This is a genomic window from Stakelama saccharophila (genome assembly GCF_032229225.1).
Lineage (GTDB): Bacteria > Pseudomonadota > Alphaproteobacteria > Sphingomonadales > Sphingomonadaceae > Sphingomonas > Sphingomonas saccharophila.
This window is the reverse complement of sequence record NZ_CP135076.1, coordinates 773,697-795,784: the sequence shown is the minus strand read 5'-3', so window position 1 is coordinate 795,784 and position 22,088 is coordinate 773,697. Positions and strand designations below refer to the sequence as shown.

Annotated in this window: 19 protein-coding genes; 7 read left to right on the top strand and 12 right to left on the bottom strand. The window is 67.8% G+C overall.

What is annotated here, in order from left to right:
- Positions 1-85 precede the first annotated feature (85 nt).
- Positions 86-784 carry a queuosine precursor transporter gene (locus tag RPR59_RS03595; protein WP_313916739.1) on the bottom strand — a complete coding sequence of 233 codons (699 nt, stop codon included), beginning with the start codon at positions 782-784 and terminating at the stop codon, positions 86-88.
- 365 nt (positions 785-1,149) lie between these two features.
- On the opposite strand from RPR59_RS03595, the gene RPR59_RS03590 reads away from it, so the two are divergent.
- On the top strand, positions 1,150-2,418 hold the full coding sequence (locus RPR59_RS03590) for a NupC/NupG family nucleoside CNT transporter (protein WP_313916737.1): 1,269 nt from the start codon (positions 1,150-1,152) through the stop codon (positions 2,416-2,418).
- Here the strand turns inward: RPR59_RS03590 and RPR59_RS03585 are convergent.
- The 3 genes from RPR59_RS03585 to RPR59_RS03575 all read right to left on the bottom strand — a co-directional run bounded on the left by RPR59_RS03585 (position 2,412) and on the right by RPR59_RS03575 (position 4,310).
- Positions 2,412-2,696, bottom strand: coding sequence for a hypothetical protein (locus RPR59_RS03585; protein ID WP_313916735.1), 285 nt, complete (start codon positions 2,694-2,696; stop codon positions 2,412-2,414). The two genes, RPR59_RS03590 and RPR59_RS03585, sit on opposite strands and share 7 nt — an antisense overlap.
- Before the next feature lie 79 nt (positions 2,697-2,775).
- The gene (locus RPR59_RS03580) at positions 2,776-3,387 is read right to left on the bottom strand and encodes an exopolysaccharide biosynthesis protein (RefSeq protein WP_313916733.1); all 612 of its coding nucleotides are present in this window, start codon (positions 3,385-3,387) and stop codon (positions 2,776-2,778) included.
- 53 nt (positions 3,388-3,440) lie between these two features.
- On the bottom strand, positions 3,441-4,310 hold the full coding sequence (locus tag RPR59_RS03575) for a 3-hydroxyacyl-CoA dehydrogenase NAD-binding domain-containing protein (protein ID WP_313916731.1): 870 nt from the start codon (positions 4,308-4,310) through the stop codon (positions 3,441-3,443).
- A 62-nt stretch (positions 4,311-4,372) separates the two neighbouring features.
- On the opposite strand from RPR59_RS03575, the gene RPR59_RS03570 reads away from it, so the two are divergent.
- Positions 4,373-4,837, top strand: a complete 465-nt coding sequence (locus tag RPR59_RS03570) for a DUF1176 domain-containing protein (protein ID WP_313916729.1) — start codon at positions 4,373-4,375, stop codon at positions 4,835-4,837.
- A 7-nt stretch (positions 4,838-4,844) separates the two neighbouring features.
- Here the strand turns inward: RPR59_RS03570 and egtD are convergent, their stop codons facing one another.
- From egtD to gluQRS, 5 genes are all read right to left on the bottom strand, one after another.
- On the bottom strand, positions 4,845-5,816 hold the full coding sequence (gene egtD / locus RPR59_RS03565) for an L-histidine N(alpha)-methyltransferase (protein ID WP_313916727.1): 972 nt from the start codon (positions 5,814-5,816) through the stop codon (positions 4,845-4,847).
- A gap of 5 nt (positions 5,817-5,821) precedes the next feature.
- Positions 5,822-7,084, bottom strand: coding sequence for an ergothioneine biosynthesis protein EgtB (egtB, locus tag RPR59_RS03560; RefSeq protein ID WP_313916726.1), 1,263 nt, complete (start codon positions 7,082-7,084; stop codon positions 5,822-5,824).
- A 69-nt stretch (positions 7,085-7,153) separates the two neighbouring features.
- Positions 7,154-7,726, bottom strand: coding sequence for a cob(I)yrinic acid a,c-diamide adenosyltransferase (locus RPR59_RS03555; protein WP_313916724.1), 573 nt, complete (start codon positions 7,724-7,726; stop codon positions 7,154-7,156).
- Between the two features lie 7 nt (positions 7,727-7,733).
- Complete coding sequence (locus RPR59_RS03550) at positions 7,734-7,961, bottom strand: twin transmembrane helix small protein (RefSeq protein ID WP_313916722.1); 228 nt, start codon at positions 7,959-7,961, stop codon at positions 7,734-7,736.
- A gap of 10 nt (positions 7,962-7,971) precedes the next feature.
- The gene (gluQRS, locus tag RPR59_RS03545) at positions 7,972-8,892 is read right to left on the bottom strand and encodes a tRNA glutamyl-Q(34) synthetase GluQRS (protein ID WP_313916720.1); all 921 of its coding nucleotides are present in this window, start codon (positions 8,890-8,892) and stop codon (positions 7,972-7,974) included.
- A 74-nt stretch (positions 8,893-8,966) separates the two neighbouring features.
- Between gluQRS and RPR59_RS03540 the strand changes: the two genes are divergently transcribed.
- The 4 genes from RPR59_RS03540 to RPR59_RS03525 all read left to right on the top strand — a co-directional run bounded on the left by RPR59_RS03540 (position 8,967) and on the right by RPR59_RS03525 (position 14,211).
- Positions 8,967-9,533 carry an HNH endonuclease gene (locus RPR59_RS03540; protein WP_313916718.1) on the top strand — a complete coding sequence of 189 codons (567 nt, stop codon included), beginning with the start codon at positions 8,967-8,969 and terminating at the stop codon, positions 9,531-9,533.
- A 160-nt stretch (positions 9,534-9,693) separates the two neighbouring features.
- A complete protein-coding gene (locus RPR59_RS03535) occupies positions 9,694-11,772 on the top strand; it encodes a transglycosylase domain-containing protein (protein ID WP_313916716.1) in 2,079 nt (692 codons plus the stop codon).
- A 400-nt stretch (positions 11,773-12,172) separates the two neighbouring features.
- Entirely contained in the window at positions 12,173-13,174 is a 1,002-nt protein-coding gene (locus tag RPR59_RS03530) for a threonine aldolase family protein (protein ID WP_313916714.1), read from the top strand.
- A gap of 80 nt (positions 13,175-13,254) precedes the next feature.
- A complete protein-coding gene (locus RPR59_RS03525) occupies positions 13,255-14,211 on the top strand; it encodes a DMT family transporter (RefSeq protein WP_313916712.1) in 957 nt (318 codons plus the stop codon).
- Here the strand turns inward: RPR59_RS03525 and RPR59_RS03520 are convergent.
- Together RPR59_RS03520 and RPR59_RS03515 are read right to left on the bottom strand one after the other, a co-directional pair.
- Positions 14,121-14,957: a Rossmann-fold NAD(P)-binding domain-containing protein gene (locus tag RPR59_RS03520; RefSeq protein WP_313916711.1), complete on the bottom strand. Its 837-nt coding sequence runs from the start codon at positions 14,955-14,957 to the stop codon at positions 14,121-14,123. The two genes, RPR59_RS03525 and RPR59_RS03520, sit on opposite strands and share 91 nt — an antisense overlap.
- Positions 14,958-14,967: 10 nt before the next feature.
- A complete protein-coding gene (locus RPR59_RS03515; RefSeq protein WP_313916709.1) occupies positions 14,968-16,626 on the bottom strand; it encodes a M20/M25/M40 family metallo-hydrolase in 1,659 nt (552 codons plus the stop codon).
- A 115-nt stretch (positions 16,627-16,741) separates the two neighbouring features.
- Between RPR59_RS03515 and pepN the strand changes: the two genes are divergently transcribed.
- A complete protein-coding gene (pepN, locus tag RPR59_RS03510; protein ID WP_313916707.1) occupies positions 16,742-19,333 on the top strand; it encodes an aminopeptidase N in 2,592 nt (863 codons plus the stop codon).
- 469 nt (positions 19,334-19,802) lie between these two features.
- Here pepN and RPR59_RS03505 read toward each other — a convergent pair whose 3' ends face one another.
- Complete coding sequence (locus tag RPR59_RS03505; RefSeq protein WP_313916705.1) at positions 19,803-22,061, bottom strand: NADP-dependent malic enzyme; 2,259 nt, start codon at positions 22,059-22,061, stop codon at positions 19,803-19,805.
- Between the last annotated feature and the right edge of the window lie 27 nt (positions 22,062-22,088).

Genomic DNA, 22,088 nt, shown 5'->3' with positions numbered 1-22,088 from the left:
AGTTGTTTCTTCGACCCGTTCGTGGCCGACCTGGTCCGGGACAGCGCGCGCCAGCGTGCCGGGGAGCGCCCCGCGCGCAGTCGGCTCAGGTGCCGGCCGATGCCCCGCGAGCCTGTCCGTCGAGCCAGCGTCCGAACCCGACCACGACGTAGATCAGCGGCGGGACGAGGATGGCCGACAGCGTCACCTTGGCGAGCATCTGGCCGGCAAGCAGCTCCGCGATCGGAAAGGTGCCGTAAAAGGCGATGGTCACGAACAGCAGCGTGTCGACGACCTGGCTGAGCGCGCTTGCCAGGCCGGCGCGGAACCAGAGCAGATGGCTGCCCTCGCGCCCCTTCAGCGCGGCGAAGATGGTGACGTTGAGCGTCTGCGACACGCCGTAGGCGACGATGCCGCCCAGCCAGATGCGCCACGTGCCGCCGAGCACGCGCTGGATCGCATCGCGATATTCCGGCTGCATGTCGGTCGCGGCAGGCAGCGCATGGACGATCACCGACAGGATGATCGACACGATGAGCGGGACGAAGCCGATCTGCACCAGCCGGTTGGCGAGGCTGCGGCCGTGCAGTTCGGCGACCGCGCTGGAAACGACGACGAGCAGCAGGAAGGCGAAGATGCCCGCTTCCACCGCCAGCGGGCCGAGACCGAACAGCGGGCCGATCTGCGAGATCGGGCCGAGGCTGACCTGCTTGTTGCCGAGCACGCCGGCGATGCAGACCATGCCGCCGTAGAAGATCGCGAAGAAGAAGAGCGAGCGCGGGATCGCGAGGGACTTGGCTTCCATTGCGGCGTGCTAGCGGGAAATCGCGGGCGACGGAAGAGATTGGTGGCCGAAGGGCGAGGAGGCGAAGGAGCCGGTCGCGCGACCGGTTCTCGTCACCCAGGACCTGATCCGGCATCCGGGCGATCGGTCGGCGGGGCATGGCCGGTCGTCGCTGGTCCGTGCCCCCCGGAGCAAGTCCGGGGTGACGGCGACGGGGACGGGGCGGGGACAAGGACGAAACGGGGACGGGGACGGCGACGCGATTGCCAGCCGCGCCGCCATCGGGTTACAACCCCCTAGCCCTGTCGCGCGTACCGTGTATGGTCGCGCCCCGCGTGTGCCGGGGGGCCGCGTCAGTTTGGTTCGAAAGGCGCGGGTACGGCTTCATGACACGTTTTCTCATCGGCATCGCCGGAATCTGCGTGATCCTGGCCATCGCCGTTGCCCTGTCCACCAACCGCCGGGCGATTCGGCCGCGGGTCGTCGGCGCGGCCTTCGCGCTGCAGGCGGGGATCGCGGTGCTGGTCCTCTATGTCCCGGCGGGCAAGCGCGTGCTGCAATTCCTGTCGGGCGGCGTGTCCAACCTGCTCGGCTATGCCGATGCCGGCGTGCAGTTCATCTTCGGTCCGCTCGCATCGCCGGAAATCGGCGGCAACAGCTTCGCCATCTCGGCGCTACCCGTCATCATCTTCTTCGCCAGCCTGGTGTCGATCCTCTATTATCTGGGCATCATGCAGTTCGTCGTGCGCTGGATCGGCGGCGCGATCGAATGGGTGATCGGGGTGTCCAAGGTCGAAAGCCTGTGCGCGGCGGCCAACATCTTCGTCGGCCAGTCGGAATCGCCGCTCGTCATCCGCCCCTATCTGCCGACGCTCAGCCGGGCACAGCTCTTCACCGTCATGTCGTCGGGCATGGCGGGCGTGGCGGGCACGATCCTGGCCGCTTATGCCTCGATGGGCATTTCGATCGAATATCTGCTGGCGGCGAGCTTCATGGCGGCGCCGGGCGGCATCCTGATGGCCAAGATCGTCCTGCCCGACGATCCGGCGGAGCCGCGCGACGGCGAATTGCCGCTGGGCGACGACGCGGAAGAGGAGCAACTGGCGCTCGCCGAGGCGACGCACGACGACGAAAAGCCGTCCAACCTGATCATGGCGGCGGCGCAGGGCGCGCAGACGGGCGTGAAGCTGGCGGTCGCGGTGGGCGCGATGGTGCTGGCCTTCGTCGCGCTGGTGGCGCTCGCCAACGGCATCCTGACCGGGATCGGCCACTGGTTCGGCATCCCCGAGCTGACCTTTCAGGGCCTGCTCGGCTATGTCTTCAAACCGGTCATGTTCCTGCTCAACATTCCCTGGGACGAAGCGGGCATCGCGGGCGGCCTGTTCGGCGAGAAGATGGTGCTCAACGAATTCGTCGCCTATATCGACCTGGGCAAGCAGGCGGCGGCGCTTTCCCCGCGCACCGTCGCGATCGTCACCTTCGCGCTGTGCGGCTTCGCCAATTTCTCGTCGATCGCGATCCAGATGGCCGTGACCGGCGGCCTGGCCCCCAACCAGCGGCCGATGATCGCGAAACTGGGCATCCGCGCATTGTTGTCGGGCAGCCTCGCCAACCTGATGTCGGCGGCGCTGGCCGGTTTGCTGCTGCCCTATTGAAGCGCGGCCGGCGCGTCCTGCACCCCGCGCGGGGCAAGGACATTGTCGAGCCGCTCGCGCACCATCGCCTCATACTCCTCGCGGCTCATCGAACGCGGGCAGGACAGCGCGATGTCGCTGACGATAGCATCGCGGATGCGGTGCACCGCATCGGTATCGAGAATGCCGACGTCAAGCAGTTCGCGGCAGAGCTGCACCAGCCCGGCGGCGGTCGCCTGGGTACGCATCCCGATGAATTCGAGGGATCCGTGGAGTTTCTTGGAGTCAGGCAGTTCCATCATTTCCTCTCCCGAAATTTTCTTTCGTGGTGACAGTGATATAGCAGCAATGGCGGGCGCGACCAAACGAACGGGGCGATCAGCCCAACAGTCGGGGCAGGTTGAGCGCCGCGATCACCAGGACGCCGGCGGTGGCGCCGAACCCGGCGAGGATCAGCAGCCCGTCGCAGGCGGTCAGGCCGATGCCGAACAGCAACACCGCGGCGGCGGGCGCTGCGGCGGCGAAGGGGAGCAGTTCCAGCGGCGGCATGGTCAGCGCCAGCAGCGTGCAGCACAGTGCCGCCACCCATTCCGCGCGGCGGCCGGTCGCCCAGACGAGACGGCGCGTGATCAGCCGGTCGATCCGGCGCAGCACACCGCCCGCGCGATCCTGCGCCGCCGTGACCTTGTCTCGAGAAAATCCGACCTTCTGGAGCCGCGCGGGCACCCAGGGGTGCTCGCGGCCGAACAGCCACTGCACCGACACCAGGAAGATAAGCACCCCCATCGCGGTGGGAATACCGGGAATCGCACCGATCGGCGGGGTCATCGCGACCAGCGCGAACACCGCGATCAACGGACCGAAGCTGCGGCTTCCGAAATTATCCAGCAGCGAGCCGATCGTAACCCTGCCGTCCTGCTCGCTCTTCTCCGCATCGTCGAGCAGATGCTCGAGCGGCTTGTCCTCTGGCCCGGTCGCCGATCCGTCCATTCTCCATCCTCCTGTCGGGAGGGAAACGGACCGGCGGCTCGTCGGGTCCGGCCTCAGCGGGTCGGGACCGGCTCGTCCCCCGAATAGTCGTAGAAGCCGCGCCCGGTCTTGCGGCCGTACCAGCCGGCCTCGACATATTTGACGAGCAGCGGGGCCGGACGGAACTTGGGGTCGCCGGTGCCGTGGAACAGCACGTTGGTGATCTCCAGACAGGTGTCGAGGCCGATGAAGTCGGCCAGCGTGAACGGCCCCATCGGGTGGTTGAGGCCGAGCTTGCACGCCGTGTCGATGTCGGGAATCGTCGCCACGCCCTCGCCCAGCGCGAAGCACGCCTCGTTCAGCATCGGCATCAGCACGCGGTTGACGATGAAGCCGGGCGCATCGTTGGCGTGGACGATTTCCTTGCCGAGCGACGTGCCGAACTGCTCCACCGCGGCGACGGTATCATCGGAGGTGGCGAGGCCGCGGATCAGCTCGATCAGGCCCATCACCGGCACCGGGTTGAAGAAGTGCACGCCCATGAAGCGCGCGGGATCGTGGCTCGCCTGCGCCAGCCGGGTGATCGGGATGGACGAGGTGTTGGACGCAAGGATCGCGCGGTCCGAGAGCACCTTCGACACATTCTGGAAGATGGTGCGCTTGATCTCCTCGCGCTCGGTCGCCGCCTCGACGACGAGGTCGCATTCGCCCATGGCGGACACATCGCCGACGGCCTCGATATTGGCGAGCGTCTTCGCCCGCACATCCTCGCTGATCTTCTCCTTGGCGACCAGCTTCGCCAGCGCCTTGTCGATCCCCGCCTTTCCGGCCTCGGCCCGATCCAGCGACACATCCGACAGCAGCGTACGATATCCCGCCGTGCCCGAAACCTGGGCGATGCCGGCGCCCATCTGGCCGGCGCCGATGACACCAATGACGTTCATGCGAATTCTCCTTTTCGGTGCTCCCTACCCAAGCCGCGCGGATTCGGCTAGGACAGCGCGCAATGATGATCGCCGCCCTCGCCCTGGCCACCATGCTCCAGCCGACGGACATGAAGGTGTTCGGCCACTGGACGGTTTCGTGCGACGACGGCCGGCGCTGTGTCGCCATGGAGATGAAGAACCCGCACAAGCTGAATGCGCTGCACGACGCCTCCATGCGGATCACGCGCGGCGCCCGGGGCGGCATGACCGTCGAGATCTGGCCGGGCCGCAAGGTCGCGGCACCGGTGACGATCCGGATCGGCAAGACCCTGGTCTATCGCGGGCGGATCAAGGGCGACGTCCTGCGCCTGACGGGCGAGCGCGGCGTGCGCGCTGCCCGGGCGGCGGCGACGGCGGCGGGCGACGGCTTCGTCATCCGCGCCGACGACGGCAGCTATAGCGGCACCGTGCCGCTATACGGCGTCAGCCATTCGCTGCGCTATATGGACCAGCAGCAGGGACGCGACCACGCATCCTTCGCCTGATTGGCAATCAAGGCGCGAGCGCATGCGGGCGCGCTTCGGCCAGGATCAGGGCGAAGCGATCCGCATCGTCGGTCCATTCCGAAACCGGCGTCCATCCCCCCGCGCGCAGCAGAAGCCGCGCGCCGGACGGCGTATATTTGTGGCTGTTCTCGGTATGGATGGTGTCGCCCGCGCCCATGTCGAACTGCCGGCCGTCGACCTCGAACAGCACGTCGCGCGTCGCCTCCAGATGCATTTCGATCCGCTCGTGACCGGGGTTCCACACGGCCTTGTGGCGAAAGGTGTCGACGGGAATCGTGCCCGCCAGCTCGCGGTTGATGCGTTCGAGCAGGTTCAGGTCGAAGGCAGCCGTCACCCCGGCCGAATCGTCATAGGCCGGCACCAGCACGTCCGGGCTTTTCACCCGGTCGATGCCGATCAGGAGCTGCGCGCCTTCGCCCAGCGATTTCCGCATGGTGCGCAGGAGGTCGACGGCCGCCGACGCCGTCAGATTGCCGATGGTCGAGCCGGGAAAGAAGCCGAGCTTCGGCTGATCGGCAACGACGTCCGGCAACGGGACGGGCTGCATGAAATTGGCCTCGACCGGGTGGACCGGCAGGTCGGGAAAGCGCTGCGCCAGATCGGCCGCTGCGGCGCGCAGGAAATCGCCCGAAATGTCGATCGGCACATAGGATGCCGGCCGGATCGCCTGCAGCAGGCGCGGCGTCTTGGCCGAGGAGCCGGAACCGAACTCGATCACCGCCCGCCCCGGACCGACCGCGTCGGCCACCGCCGGACCCGACCGGTCGAGCAGGCCGATCTCGGTCCGGGTGGGATAATATTCGGGCAGGTCGGTGATGTCCTCGAATAATTCCGAGCCGCGCCGGTCGTAGAGCCAGCGCGCCTGAATCGCGCGCGGACGGCGGGAAAGCCCCGCGACCACGTCGGCGCGGAACATGGGATCGACCGGCGAGCCGTCGCCGGCTTCCTGTTTGTGCATGGGGTTCAGAGATCCTTGGCGAGCCGCACGCCGGTGAACTGCCAGCGCTGGTGCGGATAGAAGAAGTTGCGGTAGCAGGCGCGCGCATGCCCCCGCGGCGTGGCGCAGGAGCCGCCCTTCAGCACGAACTGCCCGCTCATGAACTTGCCGTTATATTCGCCGACCGCGCCCTCGGCCGGACGGAAACCGGGATAGGGGCGATAGGCGCTGCCGGTCCATTCCCAGACATCGCCGAAAAAGGCCGGGCCGCCGCGCGCCGGGCGCGGCTCGACAGGGCCGGCGCGATCGAGCTGGTTGCCGGCCCAGGCGTCGTGCGCGCCGGCGGCGGCTTCCCATTCGAACTCGGTCGGCAGGCGACAGCCGGCCCAGCTCGCATAGGCGTCCGCCTCGAAAAAGCTGACATGGGTGACGGGCGCCGCCGGATCGAGCGCACGGCGGCCGTCGAGGCCGAAGCGGGTCCAGACATCGTCGCGCCTTTCCCAGTAAAGCGGCGCTTCGATTCCGTTCGCCTGGACCCAGGCCCAGCCGTCGGACAGCCAGTGATGCGGTTCGGCATAGCCGCCGTCGGCGATGAAGGCGGCCCATTCGCCGTTGGTCACGGTGCGGTCGGCGATGGCATGCGGGTGCAGGAGTTCCCGGTGGCGCGGGCCTTCGCAGTCGAAGGCGAAACCACCCCCGTCATGGCCGATCTCGACGATCCCGCCGGCATGCTCGATCCAGCGGATGGTGCCGGGCAGGTTCACCGGAACCTTGCGCTCGCCCGGCCAGATCGCCGGTTCGACCGGGTTCTGCGCGAACAAATGGAGCATGTCGGTCAGCATCAATTCCTGATGCTGTTCCTCGTGATGACAGCCGAGCACGGCGAGCTGGCGCGCCGCCTCCGGCAGGTCGGGCAGCGCTTCGACCATCGCTTCATCGACATGGGCGCGGTATGCCAGCACCTCGTCCAGCGTCGGACGCGTCACCATGCCGCGACGGGCGCGGCTGTGGCGCGCGCCCTCCGCCTCGTAATAGCTGTTGAAGAGAAAGGGGAAGCGTTCGTCGAAGAACGTATAGCCGGGCACGTGATCGCGCAGGATGAAGGTCTCGAAAAACCAGCTTATGTGCGCGAGGTGCCATTTGGCGGGCGATGCGTCCTCCATCGACTGAACGGTGGCGTCGGCGTCGGAAAGCGGCGCGGCGAGCGCCTCGCTCAGCGCGCGGACCTCACGATAGCGGCGCTGTAGCGGTCCGGGTTCGGCTTCCCTGACGGCGGATATGGCTGGCATGACGCTTCCCCATGTTGCGCGACCGTGACATTGTCCCCCCGGCCGACGGCCGGTCCGCATCGCGCCCGGTCATCGTGACGCACCCGGAACCCAAAGAACGTCGCCGCCGTCCTGTTTGTTCACGCTTCGTGCGAGAACGAACAAAAAATCGGACAGACGGTTGATATAAGCCAGTGCCAGAGGGTTGAGCGGGACGACGGCGGCGGCCGCCACCGTCGTGCGTTCGGCCCGACGCGCCACCGACCGTGCGACGTGCAGACCGGCCGCCACCCGGTTGCCGCCGGGCAGGACAAAGCTCTTGAGTGGTTCGAGTTCACGGTTCGCTTCGTCGATGCGCGCTTCCAGCCAGTCGACCTGTGCCTGGACGATGCGCAATTCCATTTTGCCCGGGGTGAAATCCTCCCCCGGCGTGGCGAGGTCGGCGCCGAGATCGAACAGGTCGTTCTGGACGTGCTTGAGCAGGGCGGCGACGCCCTTTTCGCCCGCACAGTCCGCGACGACGACGCCGAGGAACCCGTTCAGTTCGTCGACATCGCCCATTGCCGCCATGCGCAGGTCCGATTTCGCGACGCGCGAGCCGTCGACCAGCCCGGTCGTGCCGTCGTCGCCCGTACGGGTATAGATCCGGTTGAGCCGGACCACGGACCGCTCAGGTCCGGCCGGCGGCGAAGAGGATCAGGACGACGATCAGGATCGCCAGCGCCTGAAACAGGATGCGCGCCTGCATCATCTTGTTCGAACGCATGCCGGGCTCGCTCGGCCCCTCTCCCTTCAGATCGGCCTCGGTCGTCTTCAGAAAGGTGACAATGCCGCGGACCAGCGCCGCGACGGTGGCGAGCATGGCGCCGATGAGCAGGATGACGAGAAACGTCTGCATGGCCGGGAGTCTAGTCGCTGGTTCGGACAAAGCCAACCGGCAGTTCGCCGCCGCGCAGCCTGTCGGCCAGCGCCCGGCCGTCCTCTCCCGCCAGCCGCAGCGATTCCAGCGTCGGCGCGCCGTGCCGCTTGGCCAGCCGTTCTCCACCGGGGCCGGTGAGAAGGCCGTGATGGTGATATTCGGGCGTCGGCAGCCCGAACAGCGCCTGGAGCAGGCGGTGGATGTCGGTTGCCGGAAACAGATCGACCCCGCGCACCACGTCGGTAACGCCCTGCGCCGCATCGTCCAGCGCAACCGCAAGATGATAGCTGGCCGGCGCATCCTTGCGGGCGAGCACGACATCGCCGTGCGCGGCCGGATCGGCGGCGACCGTCCCGGCGAATTCGTCATGCCAGGTGAGCGGCGGGCGGACGCCGTGGTTGTCCGCGACGACACGCGCCACCGCCGCCTCCACGTCCAGCCGCCACGCATGCGGCTTTGCCTTGATCCGGGCTTCGCGGACGTCGGGGGCCAGCGCGCGGCAGGTGCCGGGATAGATCGGGCCGTCGGGGCCGGCATGGGGGGCGAAGGCGCTTTCGGCGATCTCCCGCGCGACATCGGCGCGGGTGCAGAAGCAGGGATAGACCAGCCCCCGCGCCTTCAGAGCGTCCAGCGCTGCGGCGTAGCGGTCGAGGCGCCGGGACTGGAAGACGACCTCGCCGTCCCAGTCTAGGCCGAGCCAGCGCAGATCGGCGAGGATCGCGTCGACATGCTCCGGCCGGCTGCGCGTACCGTCGATATCCTCGATCCGCAGCAGGAAAGCGCCGCCGCCCGCGCGCGCGAAATCATGGGCGCGAATGGCCGAATATGCGTGGCCGAGATGCAGCCGCCCGGTGGGGCTGGGCGCGAAACGCGTCACCACCGGCCGCGCGGGGACTTGACCGCGAGTCATGCCGGTGCTGTCATATGCGTGTCATGCGCCTGGGCGAATTGCACGGGCGCCGCAGGGCGATAGAGGGGACATCGATGTATCATCCCGATCTGCTCCGACATCCGGACAGTTGCCCCTCGCTCGTGCTGAACGCGGACTATACCCCGCTCAGCTATTACCCCTTGAGCCTCTGGCCCTGGCAGACCGCCGTCAAGGCGGTCTTTTTGGATCGGGTCGACACCGTCGCCTATTACGAGCGCGAAGTGCACAGCCCGTCGGCCACCCTGAAGCTGCCTTCGGTCATCGCGCTGCGCCAGTTCGTCAAGCCGTCCGCCTTTCCCGCCTTCACCCGGTTCAACCTGTTCCTGCGCGACAAATTCGCCTGCCAATATTGCGGCGAACCGCGCGAGTTGACCTTCGACCATGTCGTGCCTCGCGCCCAGGGCGGCCGCACGACATGGGAGAATGTCGTCACCGCCTGCGCCCCGTGCAACCTGAAAAAGGGCGGCCGGACGCCCAAGCAGGCGACGATGCCGCTGCACATAAAGCCGATCCGGCCGACCAACTGGCAGTTGCAGGAACATGGGCGGGCCTTTCCGCCCAACTATCTGCACGAAAGCTGGCGCGACTGGCTGTACTGGGACATCGAGCTGGAGGCCTGACCGCCGGCGCGGCGCAGCCCGGCACCGGAGCACCGGCGTTCAAGAGGCCGCGCCCCGACGGCGCGACTCAGTTTTGGTTCATCGCTCCGTGCGCTATAGGCGCGACCTTTCATGCACCTTGCCGGAACTGTGGCATTGCACTAATACAGCACGTCCGACCGTGAACCGATTTGATCCCCTCGACCCGGCTGCGTCCGGCGCGCTTTCCGGCGCGGATCGCCCGACCGGCGCGCAGCCCTGGTATGAGGGCGATCCCGATCCGAACGCGCCGCCTTCGCGCGCGCGGCGGCGCTGGCGCTGGTTCGTGCGCGGGCTGGCGGCGATCCTCGTGCTGTTCGTCGTCCTGATCGGCTGGCTGGCGCTGACGGCGCCCTTGTCCAAGTCGCTCGAGCCGCCCGTGCCGCCGTCGGTGACGCTGTTGTCGGCGGAAGGCACGCCGATCGCCAGGCGCGGCGCGATCATCGCCGCCCCGGTCGACGCCGCGGCGCTGCCGGACAGGGTAACGCAGCCCTTCATCGCGATCGAGGACCGGCGCTTCTACGGCCATTGGGGCATTGATCCCATCGGCATCACCCGCGCGCTGGTGCACAACATCTTCACCGACGGCGCGACCGAAGGCGGCAGCACGATCACGCAGCAGCTCGCCAAGAACGCGTTCCTGAGTTCGAAGCAGACGCTGGGGCGCAAGGCGCGCGAGGCGCTGATCGCGCTGTGGCTGGAGGCGTGGCTGTCGAAGGACGAAATCCTGTCGCGTTATCTGTCGAACATCTATTTCGGCGACAATGTCTATGGCCTGCGCGCGGCGGCCGACCATTATTTCAGCCGCACGCCGGAGAAGCTGACCGCGGCGCAGGCGGCGATGCTGGCGGGGCTGGTGAAGGCGCCGTCGCGGCTCGACCCGACCGACAATCTGGACGGCGCGCGCGACCGGCAGGCGGTGGTGGTCGGCGCCATGGTCGATGCCGGCTTCCTGACACTGAGCGAGGCCGACGCGATCAAGCCGGCCAGGCTGAAGGTCCGCAAGACGCGGGCGATTCCCAACGGCACCTATTTCGCCGACTGGATCCTGCCCGCTGCGCGCGACGCCGCCGGCGACCTGACGGCCGAGCAGGAAGTGCGCACCACGCTCGAGACGAAGATGCAGAAGGCAGCCGAGCGGGCGGTGGGCCGGGCGGGCCTCGACAAGGCGCAGGTGGCGCTGGTCGCGATGCGGCCCGACGGACGCGTGGTCGCCATGGTGGGCGGGCGCGATTACGGCGAGAGTCCGTTCAACCGCGCGACCCAGGCGCGGCGCCAGCCGGGATCGACCTTCAAGCTGTTCGTCTATCTCGCCGCTTTGCGCGACGGCATGACGCCCGATTCGATGGTCGACGACGCGCCGGTGACGATCGGCGACTGGTCGCCCGAAAATGCCGGCGGGCATTATCGCGGGCCGATCCCGCTGACCCGCGCCTTCGCCGTATCGAGCAACGTCGCGGCGGCGCGGCTGACGCAGAAGGTCGGCCCGGAAGCGGTGATCCGGGCCGCGCGCGATCTGGGCATCACCACGCCGATACCGAACGAGGCGAGCATCGCGCTCGGCACCTCGTCGGTATCGCTGCTGGAGCTGACCTCCGCCTTCGCCGCCATCGCCGCGGGCGAGGCGCCGGTGGAGCCGCGCGGCCTTGCGATCGCGGAGCAGCCGAGCTGGTTCGAAAAGCTGAGCAGCAGGCAGCACGCCCTCGGGCGCAGAGAACTTGCCGGCATGCGCCGCTTCCTCGCCGCGTCGGTCGATTACGGGACGAGCCATCAGGCAGCCCTCGCCATTCCCGCCTACGGCAAGACCGGCACGACGCAGGACAGCCGCGACGCGTGGTTCCTGGGCTATGCCGGCGGGCTGGTCGCGGGGGTGTGGGTCGGCAATGACGACAACACGCCCAATCCGGGGCTGGCGGGCGGCGGGCTGCCGGCGCGGATCTGGCGCGACTTCATGACGCGGGCGCTGGGCGTCGGCGCAAGGCCGAAGCCGCAGCCGGCGGTGGAGGAAGAACCGGCAGCCGATCCGCTCGACCTGGGCAACGAGCTGTTCGGCGAGGACGTGCCGATCCAGCTCAACGGCAATATCGGCGGGCTAGGGCTCGACCTGCGCATCGACCCCGATGGCGGGGTGCGCTTCGACGCGCGCCAGCGGCCCGAACCGCCGGCCGCGCCGCCCCCGCCCGCGCCGCGCAATCGGGAGCCGGAGCCGGCGGGCCCGTAAGCCGGCGGCTTCTCGCTAGAGCATCGAGCCTTAAATCAGAACCGTTCGTCCCCGGACTTGATCCGGGGTTGTCGAAGCACCGTTCTTGCTGAGCTTGCTGGAGGTGAAAGAGAAAAGCGGCCCCCTTCGGCTGGCTGGCAAAGCCAGCCGCTCAGGACAGGCTTCGACAAGCTCAGGGCGAACGGCAGGGGGTCGGATTTAAGGCGCGGCGCTCTAGCATGGCATGGCGTCAACGTGCTCCTGCGAAGGCAGGAGCCCAGAGCTTCACATGCCCGCGCTCGCGGCTCTGGGTTCCTGCCTGCGCAGGAACACGGCTATTCAGCTCGAAAATATGGCGGCGACGGCGTGAAGCGCGCGTTGGCCGTTGACGCCCGCGCTTTGCCTCCGCAATGGCGGAGGCATGCGCTTCTTTTCCGACAATGCCGCCCCGGTCTGCCCCGAGATCCTGTCCGCCCTCGCCGACGCAAACCGGCTCGACACCGCCTATGACGGCGATCGCTGGTCGCAGGCGCTCGACGCGCGCATGTCGCAAGTGTTCGAGACCGAGGTGCGCGCATTGTGGGTGCCGTCGGGCACGGCGGCCAACGCCCTCGCGCTCGCCGCGCTGTGTCCGCCGCACGGGGGCGTGCTGTGCCACCGCAATGCGCATATCCAGAACGACGAATGCGGCGCGCCCGAATTCTATACGCACGGCGCGAAGCTGATGCTGCTGGACGGTGCGGGCGCGAAGATCACGGCGCGGGCGATCACGGAAGCATGTGCGCTGATCCGCGACGACGTGCACCAGGTGCAGCCGCACGCCGTCTCCGTTACCAATGCGACCGAATACGGCCTGACCTATACGCCCGACGAGGTCGCGGCGATCGGCGCGGCGGCGCGGGAGCGCGGGCTGGGGCTGCACATGGACGGTGCGCGCTTCGCCAATGCCGTGGTGCATTCGGGCGCGAGCCCGGCCGACCTGACCTGGCGCGCGGGCGTCGACGCGCTGAGCTTCGGCTTCGTCAAGAATGGCGGGATGAATGCCGAGGCGCTGGTCTTCTTCCGGCCCGAACTGGCCGAGGCGACGCTGTATCGCCGCAAGCGCGCCGGCCTGCTCCTGTCCAAGGGACGCTATCTCGCGGCCCAGATCCTGGCCATGCTGGACGACGACCTGTGGCTGCGCAATGCCCGCGCGGCGAATGGCGGCGCGCAATTGCTGGCGGAGGCGGCGGGCGAGCGGCTGGTCTATCCGGTCGAGGCGAACGAGGTGTTCCTGAAGGCGAGCGCGGCCGAAGCGGCGCATCTGCGCGGGCTGGGTTTCGACTTCTACGACTGGGCGCCGGGCGAGGTGCGGCTGGTGCTGTCCTGGGACCAGGGCGAGGAGGCGGTGCGCCCGCTCGCCGACGCCATCGGGGCGCTGTGAGCGACACTCCCTCCCGGAACGGGGAGGGGAACCGCCGAAGGCGGTGGAGGGAGGTCGCCGCTCGCGATTCGGAAGCGGCGATGCCCCTCCACCATGCTTCGCATGGTCCCCCTCCCCCCGCGGAGGAGGATCGGCCGCGCTCGACCAGGCTCGCCGTCCTGATCCCGTTCGGCGTGGTCACGCTGATCTGGGGATCGACCTGGATCGTCATCCGCGACCAGATCGGGCAGGTGCCGCCGAGCTGGTCGGTCACGTACCGCTTCCTCATCGCCGGCGCGGTGATGCTGGCACTGGCGCTGTGGCGGCGCGAGCGGTTCCCCGCCGACGGGCGCGGGTTGCTGTTCGCCGCCGCGCTGGGGCTGAGCCAGTTCTGCCTCAACTTCAACTTCGTCTATCGCGCCGAGCAATATGTCACCTCCGGCCTCGTCGCCGCGACCATCGCGTTGCTGCTGGTGCCGAACGCGATCCTTGCCCGCATTTTCCTGGGGCAGCGGATGGGCGGGCAATTGCTGCTCGGCTCGGCCCTTGCGGTGATCGGCGTCGGCCTGTTGTTCGTGCAGGAAGCGCATGCGGCCGATCCGGGATCGCTGGGCAATGTCCGGCTGGGCATCACCATCGCGGTCGGCGGGATGCTCGCAGCCTCGGTGGCGAACGTGATGCAGGCGACGCAATTCTCCCGCCGCTATCCGATGGTGCCGATGCTGGCGATCGCAATGCTGATGGGGGCTGCGATGAACGGCGCGATCGCCTGGACGACGCTCGGCCCGCCGATTCTGTCGCGTGCACCGGGCTATTGGGCGGGTGTCCTCTATCTCGGCCTGTTCGCCAGTGCGCTCAACTTCACGCTCTACTTCAACGTCATCCGCATGATCGGGCCGGCCAAGGCGGCCTATTCCAGCGTGCTGGTGCCGATCATCGCCATGGGCTTTTCAACCGTGTTCGAGGGCTATCGCTGGTCGGCCTTCGCGATTTCGGGCGGCGTGCTTGCCATTTTCGGGCTGGTCGTGGCGTTGAGGGCGCGCAGGCCGAACCGGTAGGTCGGATAGTGCGGCCGCCAGCCGAGCACGCGCTTCGCCTTGCCATTCGCCACGCGCCGGTTCTCGGCATAGAAACCCTGCGCCGTGGGCGACAGCGCCTCCAGCGCGACCAGCGGCGGCGGAGCAAGCCCGAGCAGCGCGGCGGCATATTCGATGACGGCGTTACGGCCCGCGGGCAGATCGTCGGCGAGGTTGTAGGCCCCGGCGTCCGCGTCCAGCCCGGCCAGCACGCCCGAGACGATATCGTCGACATGGATGCGGCTGAACACCTGCCCGCCCGCCAAGACGCGGTGCGCCGTGCCCTCGCGCATCTTGTCGAGCGGCGAGCGGCCGGGGCCGTAGATGCCGGGCAGGCGAAAGACCCGCGCGCCGCGTTTCAGCCATGCCGCATCGGCCTCGCTTCGCGCCTTGCGGCGGCCCGTGCCGATCGGCGCGCTTTCATCGACCCAGGCGCCGCCGACATCGCCGTACACGCCGGTCGAGGAGAGATAAGCGAGCTTCGCCCCGGTCGCGGCCAGCGCTTCGCCATAGGCGTCCAGCACGGGATCGTGCCCCTCGCCGGGCGGGACCGAGGACAGGATGTGCGTCGCGCCACCGATCCAGCGCCGGACGGCGGCTGCATCCTCGAACCGCAGGCTGTCGCCGCGCCCGTCGCGCGTGGTGCCGGCGACGGCCCCGCCGCCGGCCCGGACGGCGCCTGCGATGCGCGACGCCGTATAGCCCAGGCCGAAGATCAGGAGGCGCACCCGGACCGTCCTATTTCGCGCCGTAGCCGTGATAGAGCGTGCCGAAGAAGTCGCCCCTGTTCCATGCCGGGCGCTTTTCGGCGTCGGCGATCTGCCGCGCGATCTGATAGTTCACGTCGATGAAGCGCACGCCCTGCGCCCAGTCGATGCCCGACTTGCCGATCTGGTCCGAAGGCTGGTGGTAATGCTTGTCGAAAAATTCCTCGACCGCGGCCTTGCCGGGGCCCTTTTCACCCGGCCACAGGAAGACGGACGGAATGCCCTGCTGCACGAAACGGTAATGGTCGGAGCGCACGAACAGGCCCATTTCCGGCATCGGATCGGGCGAGAAGGCGACACCGGCATCGCGCGCCGCCTGCTTCACGATCGGCCCCAGCGTCGAGCGTTCGGCGCCGAAGGCGATCACGTCCTCGAACGGATAGGTGAGGATCGGCATGTCGAGATTGACGTCGGCGACCAGCTTGTCCTTCGGCACCGTGGGGTGGCGGGCGAAATAGTCGGAACCGACCAGCCCCTTTTCCTCCGCCGTTACCGCCAGGAACAGGATCGAGCGCTTGGGCGGCTTGCCGCTTGCCTTGAAGCGCCTGGCCTCCTCGATCAGCGAGGCGATGCCGACGGCATTATCCTCCGCGCCGTTATAGATGGTGTCGCCGGTATCGTCGGGATCGCCGACGCCGACATGGTCGAGATGTGCCGACAGGACGACGACCTGGTCGCCGACCTGCGGATCGCTGCCCGGCAGGATGCCCGCGACGTTGGAGCTTTCCATCGCCTCGCGCGCGGTGTTGACGGTGGCGGTGAGGGTGACGGGAAGCGCAACGGCGCGGAACCGTTCGGACGTGAGATCGTCGGCAGTGAGCCCCGCCGCGTCCAGCAGCCGCCCGGCCGCCTTGCCGCCGATCGTGCCGAGAATCGGCGTGCCCGGCGCCGCCGGATGGCCGTTCCCCTGGGCATCGGCCCAGGTCACGCGCGCATGGTCGTAATATTTCGCCGCCCGCTCCAGCGAACCGGGATCGAGGATGACGACGCCGGCGGCGCCGTGCGCGGCGGCGATCGCGGCCTTGGTCGAGGTGCTGCCGAAATGGGCGCGCTGTTCGCCGTCATAGCTTTCCGGCGCGCCGCGAACGACGGCGACGATCTTGCCGCGCACATCGACGCCGGCATAATCGTCGCGGTCGTGACCGGGCGCGACGATCCCCTGCCCCACCAGCACGATCGGCGCGCCGACCTTCGTTACCGCGGCCTCGGGATTGCCGCTGGGCACATATTCCTCGCCGAAGGTCAGCTTGCGTTTCCTGCCGTCCGTGCCGAGCGCGAAGCTGCCCTTGTCCGCCGGCTTGTAGCTGACGAGCGGCACGCGCTGGAGATAGCCGCCATCGTCGCCCGCCGGACGCAGACCCGCGGCATAGAATTGCGAGGCGACATACTGCGCGGCGATGTCATATTCCTCGCTGCCCGCCTCGCGCCCGCGCATCGCGTCGGAGGCGAGGAACATGACATGCGCCTTCATCGCCGCCTGTTCGGGCGGAAGCGCCTTGGTGAGCACGGCGTTGCGCTCGGCCCGCGCGGCGGCCGCTTTCGCGGCGGTATCGGCGGGCACATCCGCCGTCTGCGCCACAGCGGCGGTGGCAAGCGGAAGCAGGGCGAGCGGCAAAGCGAAACGAACCATGGATGTCCTCGGTTGTGGGAAGGTTGCGGCAGCGTTAGCAGCGCGACGCGCCGACGCAAATGCGAACGCGATTTTCACCATGTCCGCGCACGCCGCGGCCGATTAGAGTGCACCCATGCCAGACGTTCAAGCCACTGCTCAGCCCACCGTCACCCGCCGCGAGGAATATCGCGCGCCGGACTGGATGGTGCCGGAAATCACCCTTGACTTCGATCTCGGTGCCGAGGCGACCCGCGTCCGCGCGACCTTGACGGTGGAGCGCAACGGCCCGCACGACCGGCCGCTGCGCCTCGACGGCGAGGGGCTGGCGCCGGAGCGCGTCCTGATCGACGGCGAGGCGAGCGACGCCTGGCGCATGGACGGCGGAACGCTGGAAATCGCGCTGGCGGGCGAGCGGCACGAAATCGGGACCGAGGTCGTCATCGCGCCGGAGCGCAACACGCAGCTCATGGGGCTCTATGCCTCGGGCGGCATCCTGTGCACCCAATGCGAGGCGGAAGGGTTTCGCCGTATCACCTTCTTCCCCGACCGGCCCGACGTGCTGAGCCGATACCGGGTGACGATGACGGCGGACAAGGCGCGCTATCCCGTGCTGCTCGCCAATGGCGATCCGGTGGCATCCGGCGACGCGGAGGACGGCCGGCACTGGGCCAAATGGCACGACCCCTTTCCCAAGCCGAGCTATCTGTTCGCGCTGGTGGCGGGCGACCTGGCCGCCAATCGCGACACCTTCACCACCCGGTCCGGGCGCACGGTCGACCTCGCCATCTGGGTACGCGAAAGGGATCTGCCGCGCACCGATCATGCGCTCCGTGCGCTCAAGACGGCGATGACCTGGGACGAGCAGACCTATGGCCGCGAATATGATCTCGACGTGTTCAACATCGTCGCGGTGGACGATTTCAATTTCGGCGCGATGGAGAATAAGGGGCTGAACATCTTCAACTCCCGCTATATCCTCGCCGATCCCGACACCGCCACCGACCATGATTATGACGGCATCGCCGGCGTCGTCGCGCACGAATATTTCCACAACTGGTCGGGCAACCGCGTCACCTGCCGCGACTGGTTCCAGCTTTCGCTGAAGGAAGGCTTCACCGTCTTTCGCGACCAGAGCTTTTCCGCCGACCAGGGCAGCCATGCGGTCAAGCGGATCGAGGATGTCCGCACCCTGCGCGCCGCGCAGTTCCCGGAAGATGCCGGCCCGCTCGCCCATCCGGTGCGGCCCGACAGCTATCAGGAGATATCCAACTTCTACACCGCCACCATCTATAACAAGGGCGCCGAACTGATCCGGATGATGGCGACGATCCTGGGCGAAGAGAAATTCCGCCGGGCGACCGATCTGTATTTCGATCGGTTCGACGGCACCGCCGCCACCTGCGAGGATTTCGTCACCTGTATGGAGGAAGCGGGCGAGGTCGACCTGATCCCGTTCCGCCGCTGGTACAGCCAGGCCGGCACGCCGCGCGTCACCGCGACGGTCCGGCACGAACCGGGCAGCGCGCGCGCACTCGTGAAGCTGTCGCAGAGGGTCCCGCCGACGCCGGGCCAGCCGGCCAAGCAACCGATGGTCCTGCCGCTCAGGCTGAAGCTGTTCGGCGCGGAGACGGGACAGGAACTGGCGCCGGAGGAACTGGTGCTGCTGTCGGACGAACATGCCGAAATCGCGTTCGAGGGCGTGACCGAGCGCCCGGTATTGTCGATCAACCGCGGCTTTTCCGCGCCCGTCATCGTCGAGACGAACCGGACGGCGGCCGATCTCGCCTTTCTGTCCGCGCATGACGACGATCCCTTCGCCCGGTATGAGGCGATGCAGCAACTGATGCTCGACACGCTGGTCGCGGGCGTCACGCACGGCCGGGCCGATCATGCCGATGTGGTCGAGGCGGTGCGCCACACGCTCGCCGACGAAACGCTCGATCCTGCCTTCATCGCCGAGGCGGTGCTGCTGCCGTCGGAAAGTTTCGTCGGCGACCAGATGGAGGTCGTCGACCCCGATACGATCCACCGTGCGCGCGAAACGCTGCGCCGCGATCTGGGGCGCATGCTGGAGGGCGAATGGCGCCGCGCTTATGAGCGTTCACGCGCCAACCGGTTCGAATATTCGCCCGCGGCCAAGGGCGCACGTCGTCTGAAATCCGTGGCGCTCGGCTATATCGACGCATCCGGTGCGCCCGATGCGGCGAGCCTGGCCTTCGTCCAGTTCGAACATGCCGACAACATGACCGACCGGCAGGGCGCGCTGACGACGCTCGCCGGCGGCACGTCGAAGGAGTGGGTGGCCGCGCTCGACATCTTCTACAACCGCTATTCGGACAATGCGCTGGTGCTCGACAAGTGGTTCTCGACCCAGGCGCTGTCGTCGCGGGACGATGCGGCCGAGCAGGTGGAGGAACTGGCCAGGCACCGCGACTTCACGCTGGCCAATCCCAATCGCGCGCGTGCGCTGATCGGTGCGTTCAGCGTAAACCAGCGGGCGTTCCACCATCCGTCGGGTCGCGGCTATCGCTTTTTGGCGGACCAGTTGATCGCGCTCGACAAGCTGAATCCGCAGACGGCGGCCAAGCTGTTGCCGCCGCTGGGGCGCTGGCGTCGTTTCGACCAGAAGCGGGCGCGGATGATGCGCGAGCAGCTCCAACGCATCCTGGCGACGCCGGGCCTGTCGAAGGACATGTTCGAGCAGGCGTCGAAAAGCCTGGAATAGCGCGCGGCGGGGAGTGGATCGCGAAGCGCGCCGCGCCGGAGCCGTTCCGACGGTGATCGGGGCGACGCTTATCCTCCCCTGAAAGGGGAGGTGGCAGTCCGAAGGACTGACGGAGGGGTGTTGCCGCCCACTACGAACGGCCCCCTTCCGAGGAGAGGATTTGCCGGCTGATTAGCGGGCCGGGCCGAGCGTGGTCTCGGGGCCGCTTGCGTGCGTCGCCCTCACCCAGCTCCGACCAGGCGGCACGCCGCCAAATCTTTGCATCCCTCTCCCACCGGGAGAGGGAATGGCGGCGACACGCCTCACCATATGCCCGTCGCTCCTGCGCAGGCAGGAGCCTATCGCTGGTGCTTCAGGCGGTGCGCTCGCCACAAGAGACATGGGTTCCTGCCTACGCAGGAACGACGGCATAAATTTCCGGCACCGGGACCAGCACTGCTCTCAGCCTCACAGCAGCGCCGCGCGCACTTTACCCCACCATGCCGCCGGCGGCGAGGACGGCGAGCGTCACCAGCTCGCTCGCGCTGGAGGTCATGGGTGCGATCTGGACCGGCTTTTCCATGCCGATCAGCATCGGCCCGATGACCGAATCGCCGCCCAGTTCGCGCAGGATCTTGGCGGAGATGTTCGCCGATTGCAGCCCCGGCATCACCAGCACGTTGGCGGGCCCGGAAAGCCGGGCGAACGGATAGTTGGCGAGCTGGCGCGGGTTGAGCGCGACGTCGGGGGCCATTTCCCCTTCATATTCGAAGCTGACGTCGCGATCGTCGAGCACCTTCACCGCGGCGCGGATATTGTCGAGCCACTTGCCCTCGGGATTGCCGAAGGTCGAATAGCTGAGGAAGGCGACGCGCGGCTCGTGCCCCATGCGGCGCGCGACCTGCGCGGTCTGTTCGGCGATGTCGGCGAGTTCCTCCGCCTCGGGCCGTTCGTTGACCGTGGTGTCGGCGATGAACACGGTGTGCGTGTGGCCGACCATGATATGGATGCCGAACGGCGTCTGGTCCGGCTTCGGATCGATCACCCGGCGCAGCTCCCGCGTCGTCTGCGCATAGGTGCGCGTAACGCCGGTGATCATGGCCTCGGCCTCGCCGAGTTGCAGCAACAGCCCGCCGAAGACGTTGCGGTTCTGGTTGACCAGCCGCTCGCAATCGCGCCGCAGATAGCCGCGGCGCTGGAGCCGGGCGTACAGGAAATCGACCATCTTGGGCACCAGCGGCGAATGGCGGCTGTTGTGGACCTCGAAATCCTCGGGCCGGTCGACGCCCAGTTCGCGCAGGCGACCATGCACCTCGTCGCGGCCGACCAGCACCGGCGTGCCGTAGCCGCCGTCGCGAAAGGCGATCGCGGCGCGCAGCACGACCTCTTCCTCGCCCTCGGCGAAGATCACGCGCTTGGGCTGCGACCGCGCGCCTTCATAAGCGAGCTGGAGCACCGAGGTGGTCGGGTTGAGGCGCCCGCGCAGTTCCTGACGATAGGCCGCCATGTCGAGGATCGGCCTGGTCGCGACGCCCGAATCCATCGCCGCCCTGGCGACCGCCGCCGGCACGATTTCCATCAGGCGCGGATCGAACGGCGCGGGAATGATGTAGTCGGGGCCGAAGCTGTGCCTGGTGTTGTAGGCGGTGGCCACTTCCTCCGGCACCTGCTGGCGCGCCAGTGCGGCCAGCGCCTCGGCCGCGGCGATCTTCATCGCATCGTTGATCGTCGTCGCGCGCACATCGAGCGCGCCGCGGAAGATGAACGGGAAGCCGAGGACGTTGTTGACCTGGTTCGGATAGTCCGACCGTCCGGTGGCGATGATGACGTCGGGACGCGCCTTCTTGGCGACCGGCGGCGAGATTTCGGGGTCGGGATTGGCCATGGCGAAGACGATCGGCTTGTCCGCCATCTTCGGCAGATATTCGGGCGGCAGCGCGCCGGCGGCCGAAAGCCCCACGAACACGTCGGCGCCGTCCAGCGCCTCTTCGAGGGTGCGGCGATCGGTTTCGACCGCATGTGTCGACTGCCATTGGTTGATGTTGTCGCGGCCCTGATACAGAACGCCCGAGCGGTCGAGCATCAGCATGTTTTCCTGCGGCAGGCCCATCGCCTTGATGAGGTCGGCGCACGCGATCGCCGCCGCACCCGCGCCGTTCATCACGACTTTCGTATCCTTGATGTCGCGCCCCGTCAGGTGAAGCGCGTTGATCAGCCCGGCGGCGGCGATGATCGCGGTGCCGTGCTGGTCGTCATGGAATACCGGGATATTCATCCGCTCGCGCAGCGTCTGCTCGATGATGAAGCATTCGGGGCTCTTGATGTCTTCCAGGTTGATGCCGCCGAAGCTCGGTTCCATCAGCTCGACCGCCGAGATGAACTTGTCGACATCCTCCGTCTTCAGCTCGATGTCGATCGAATCGACATCGGCGAAGCGCTTGAACAGCACCGCCTTGCCCTCCATCACCGGCTTGGCGGCCAGCGCGCCGAGATTGCCGAGCCCCAGGATCGCCGTACCGTTGGAGATGACGGCGACGAGATTGCCCTTGGCGGTATAGTCATAGGCGGTGTGCGGGTCCTCGGCGATCGCACGCACCGGCACCGCAACACCGGGCGAATAAGCGAGCGCCAGGTCGCGCTGCGTAGACATCGGCTTGGACGCGACGATCTCGATCTTGCCCGGGCGCCCTTCCGAATGAAACAGCAATGCTTCGCGTTCGGAAAACTGGACGTTCGATTCTTCGGCCATCAGAACCTCATAAAATGGGGACGATTG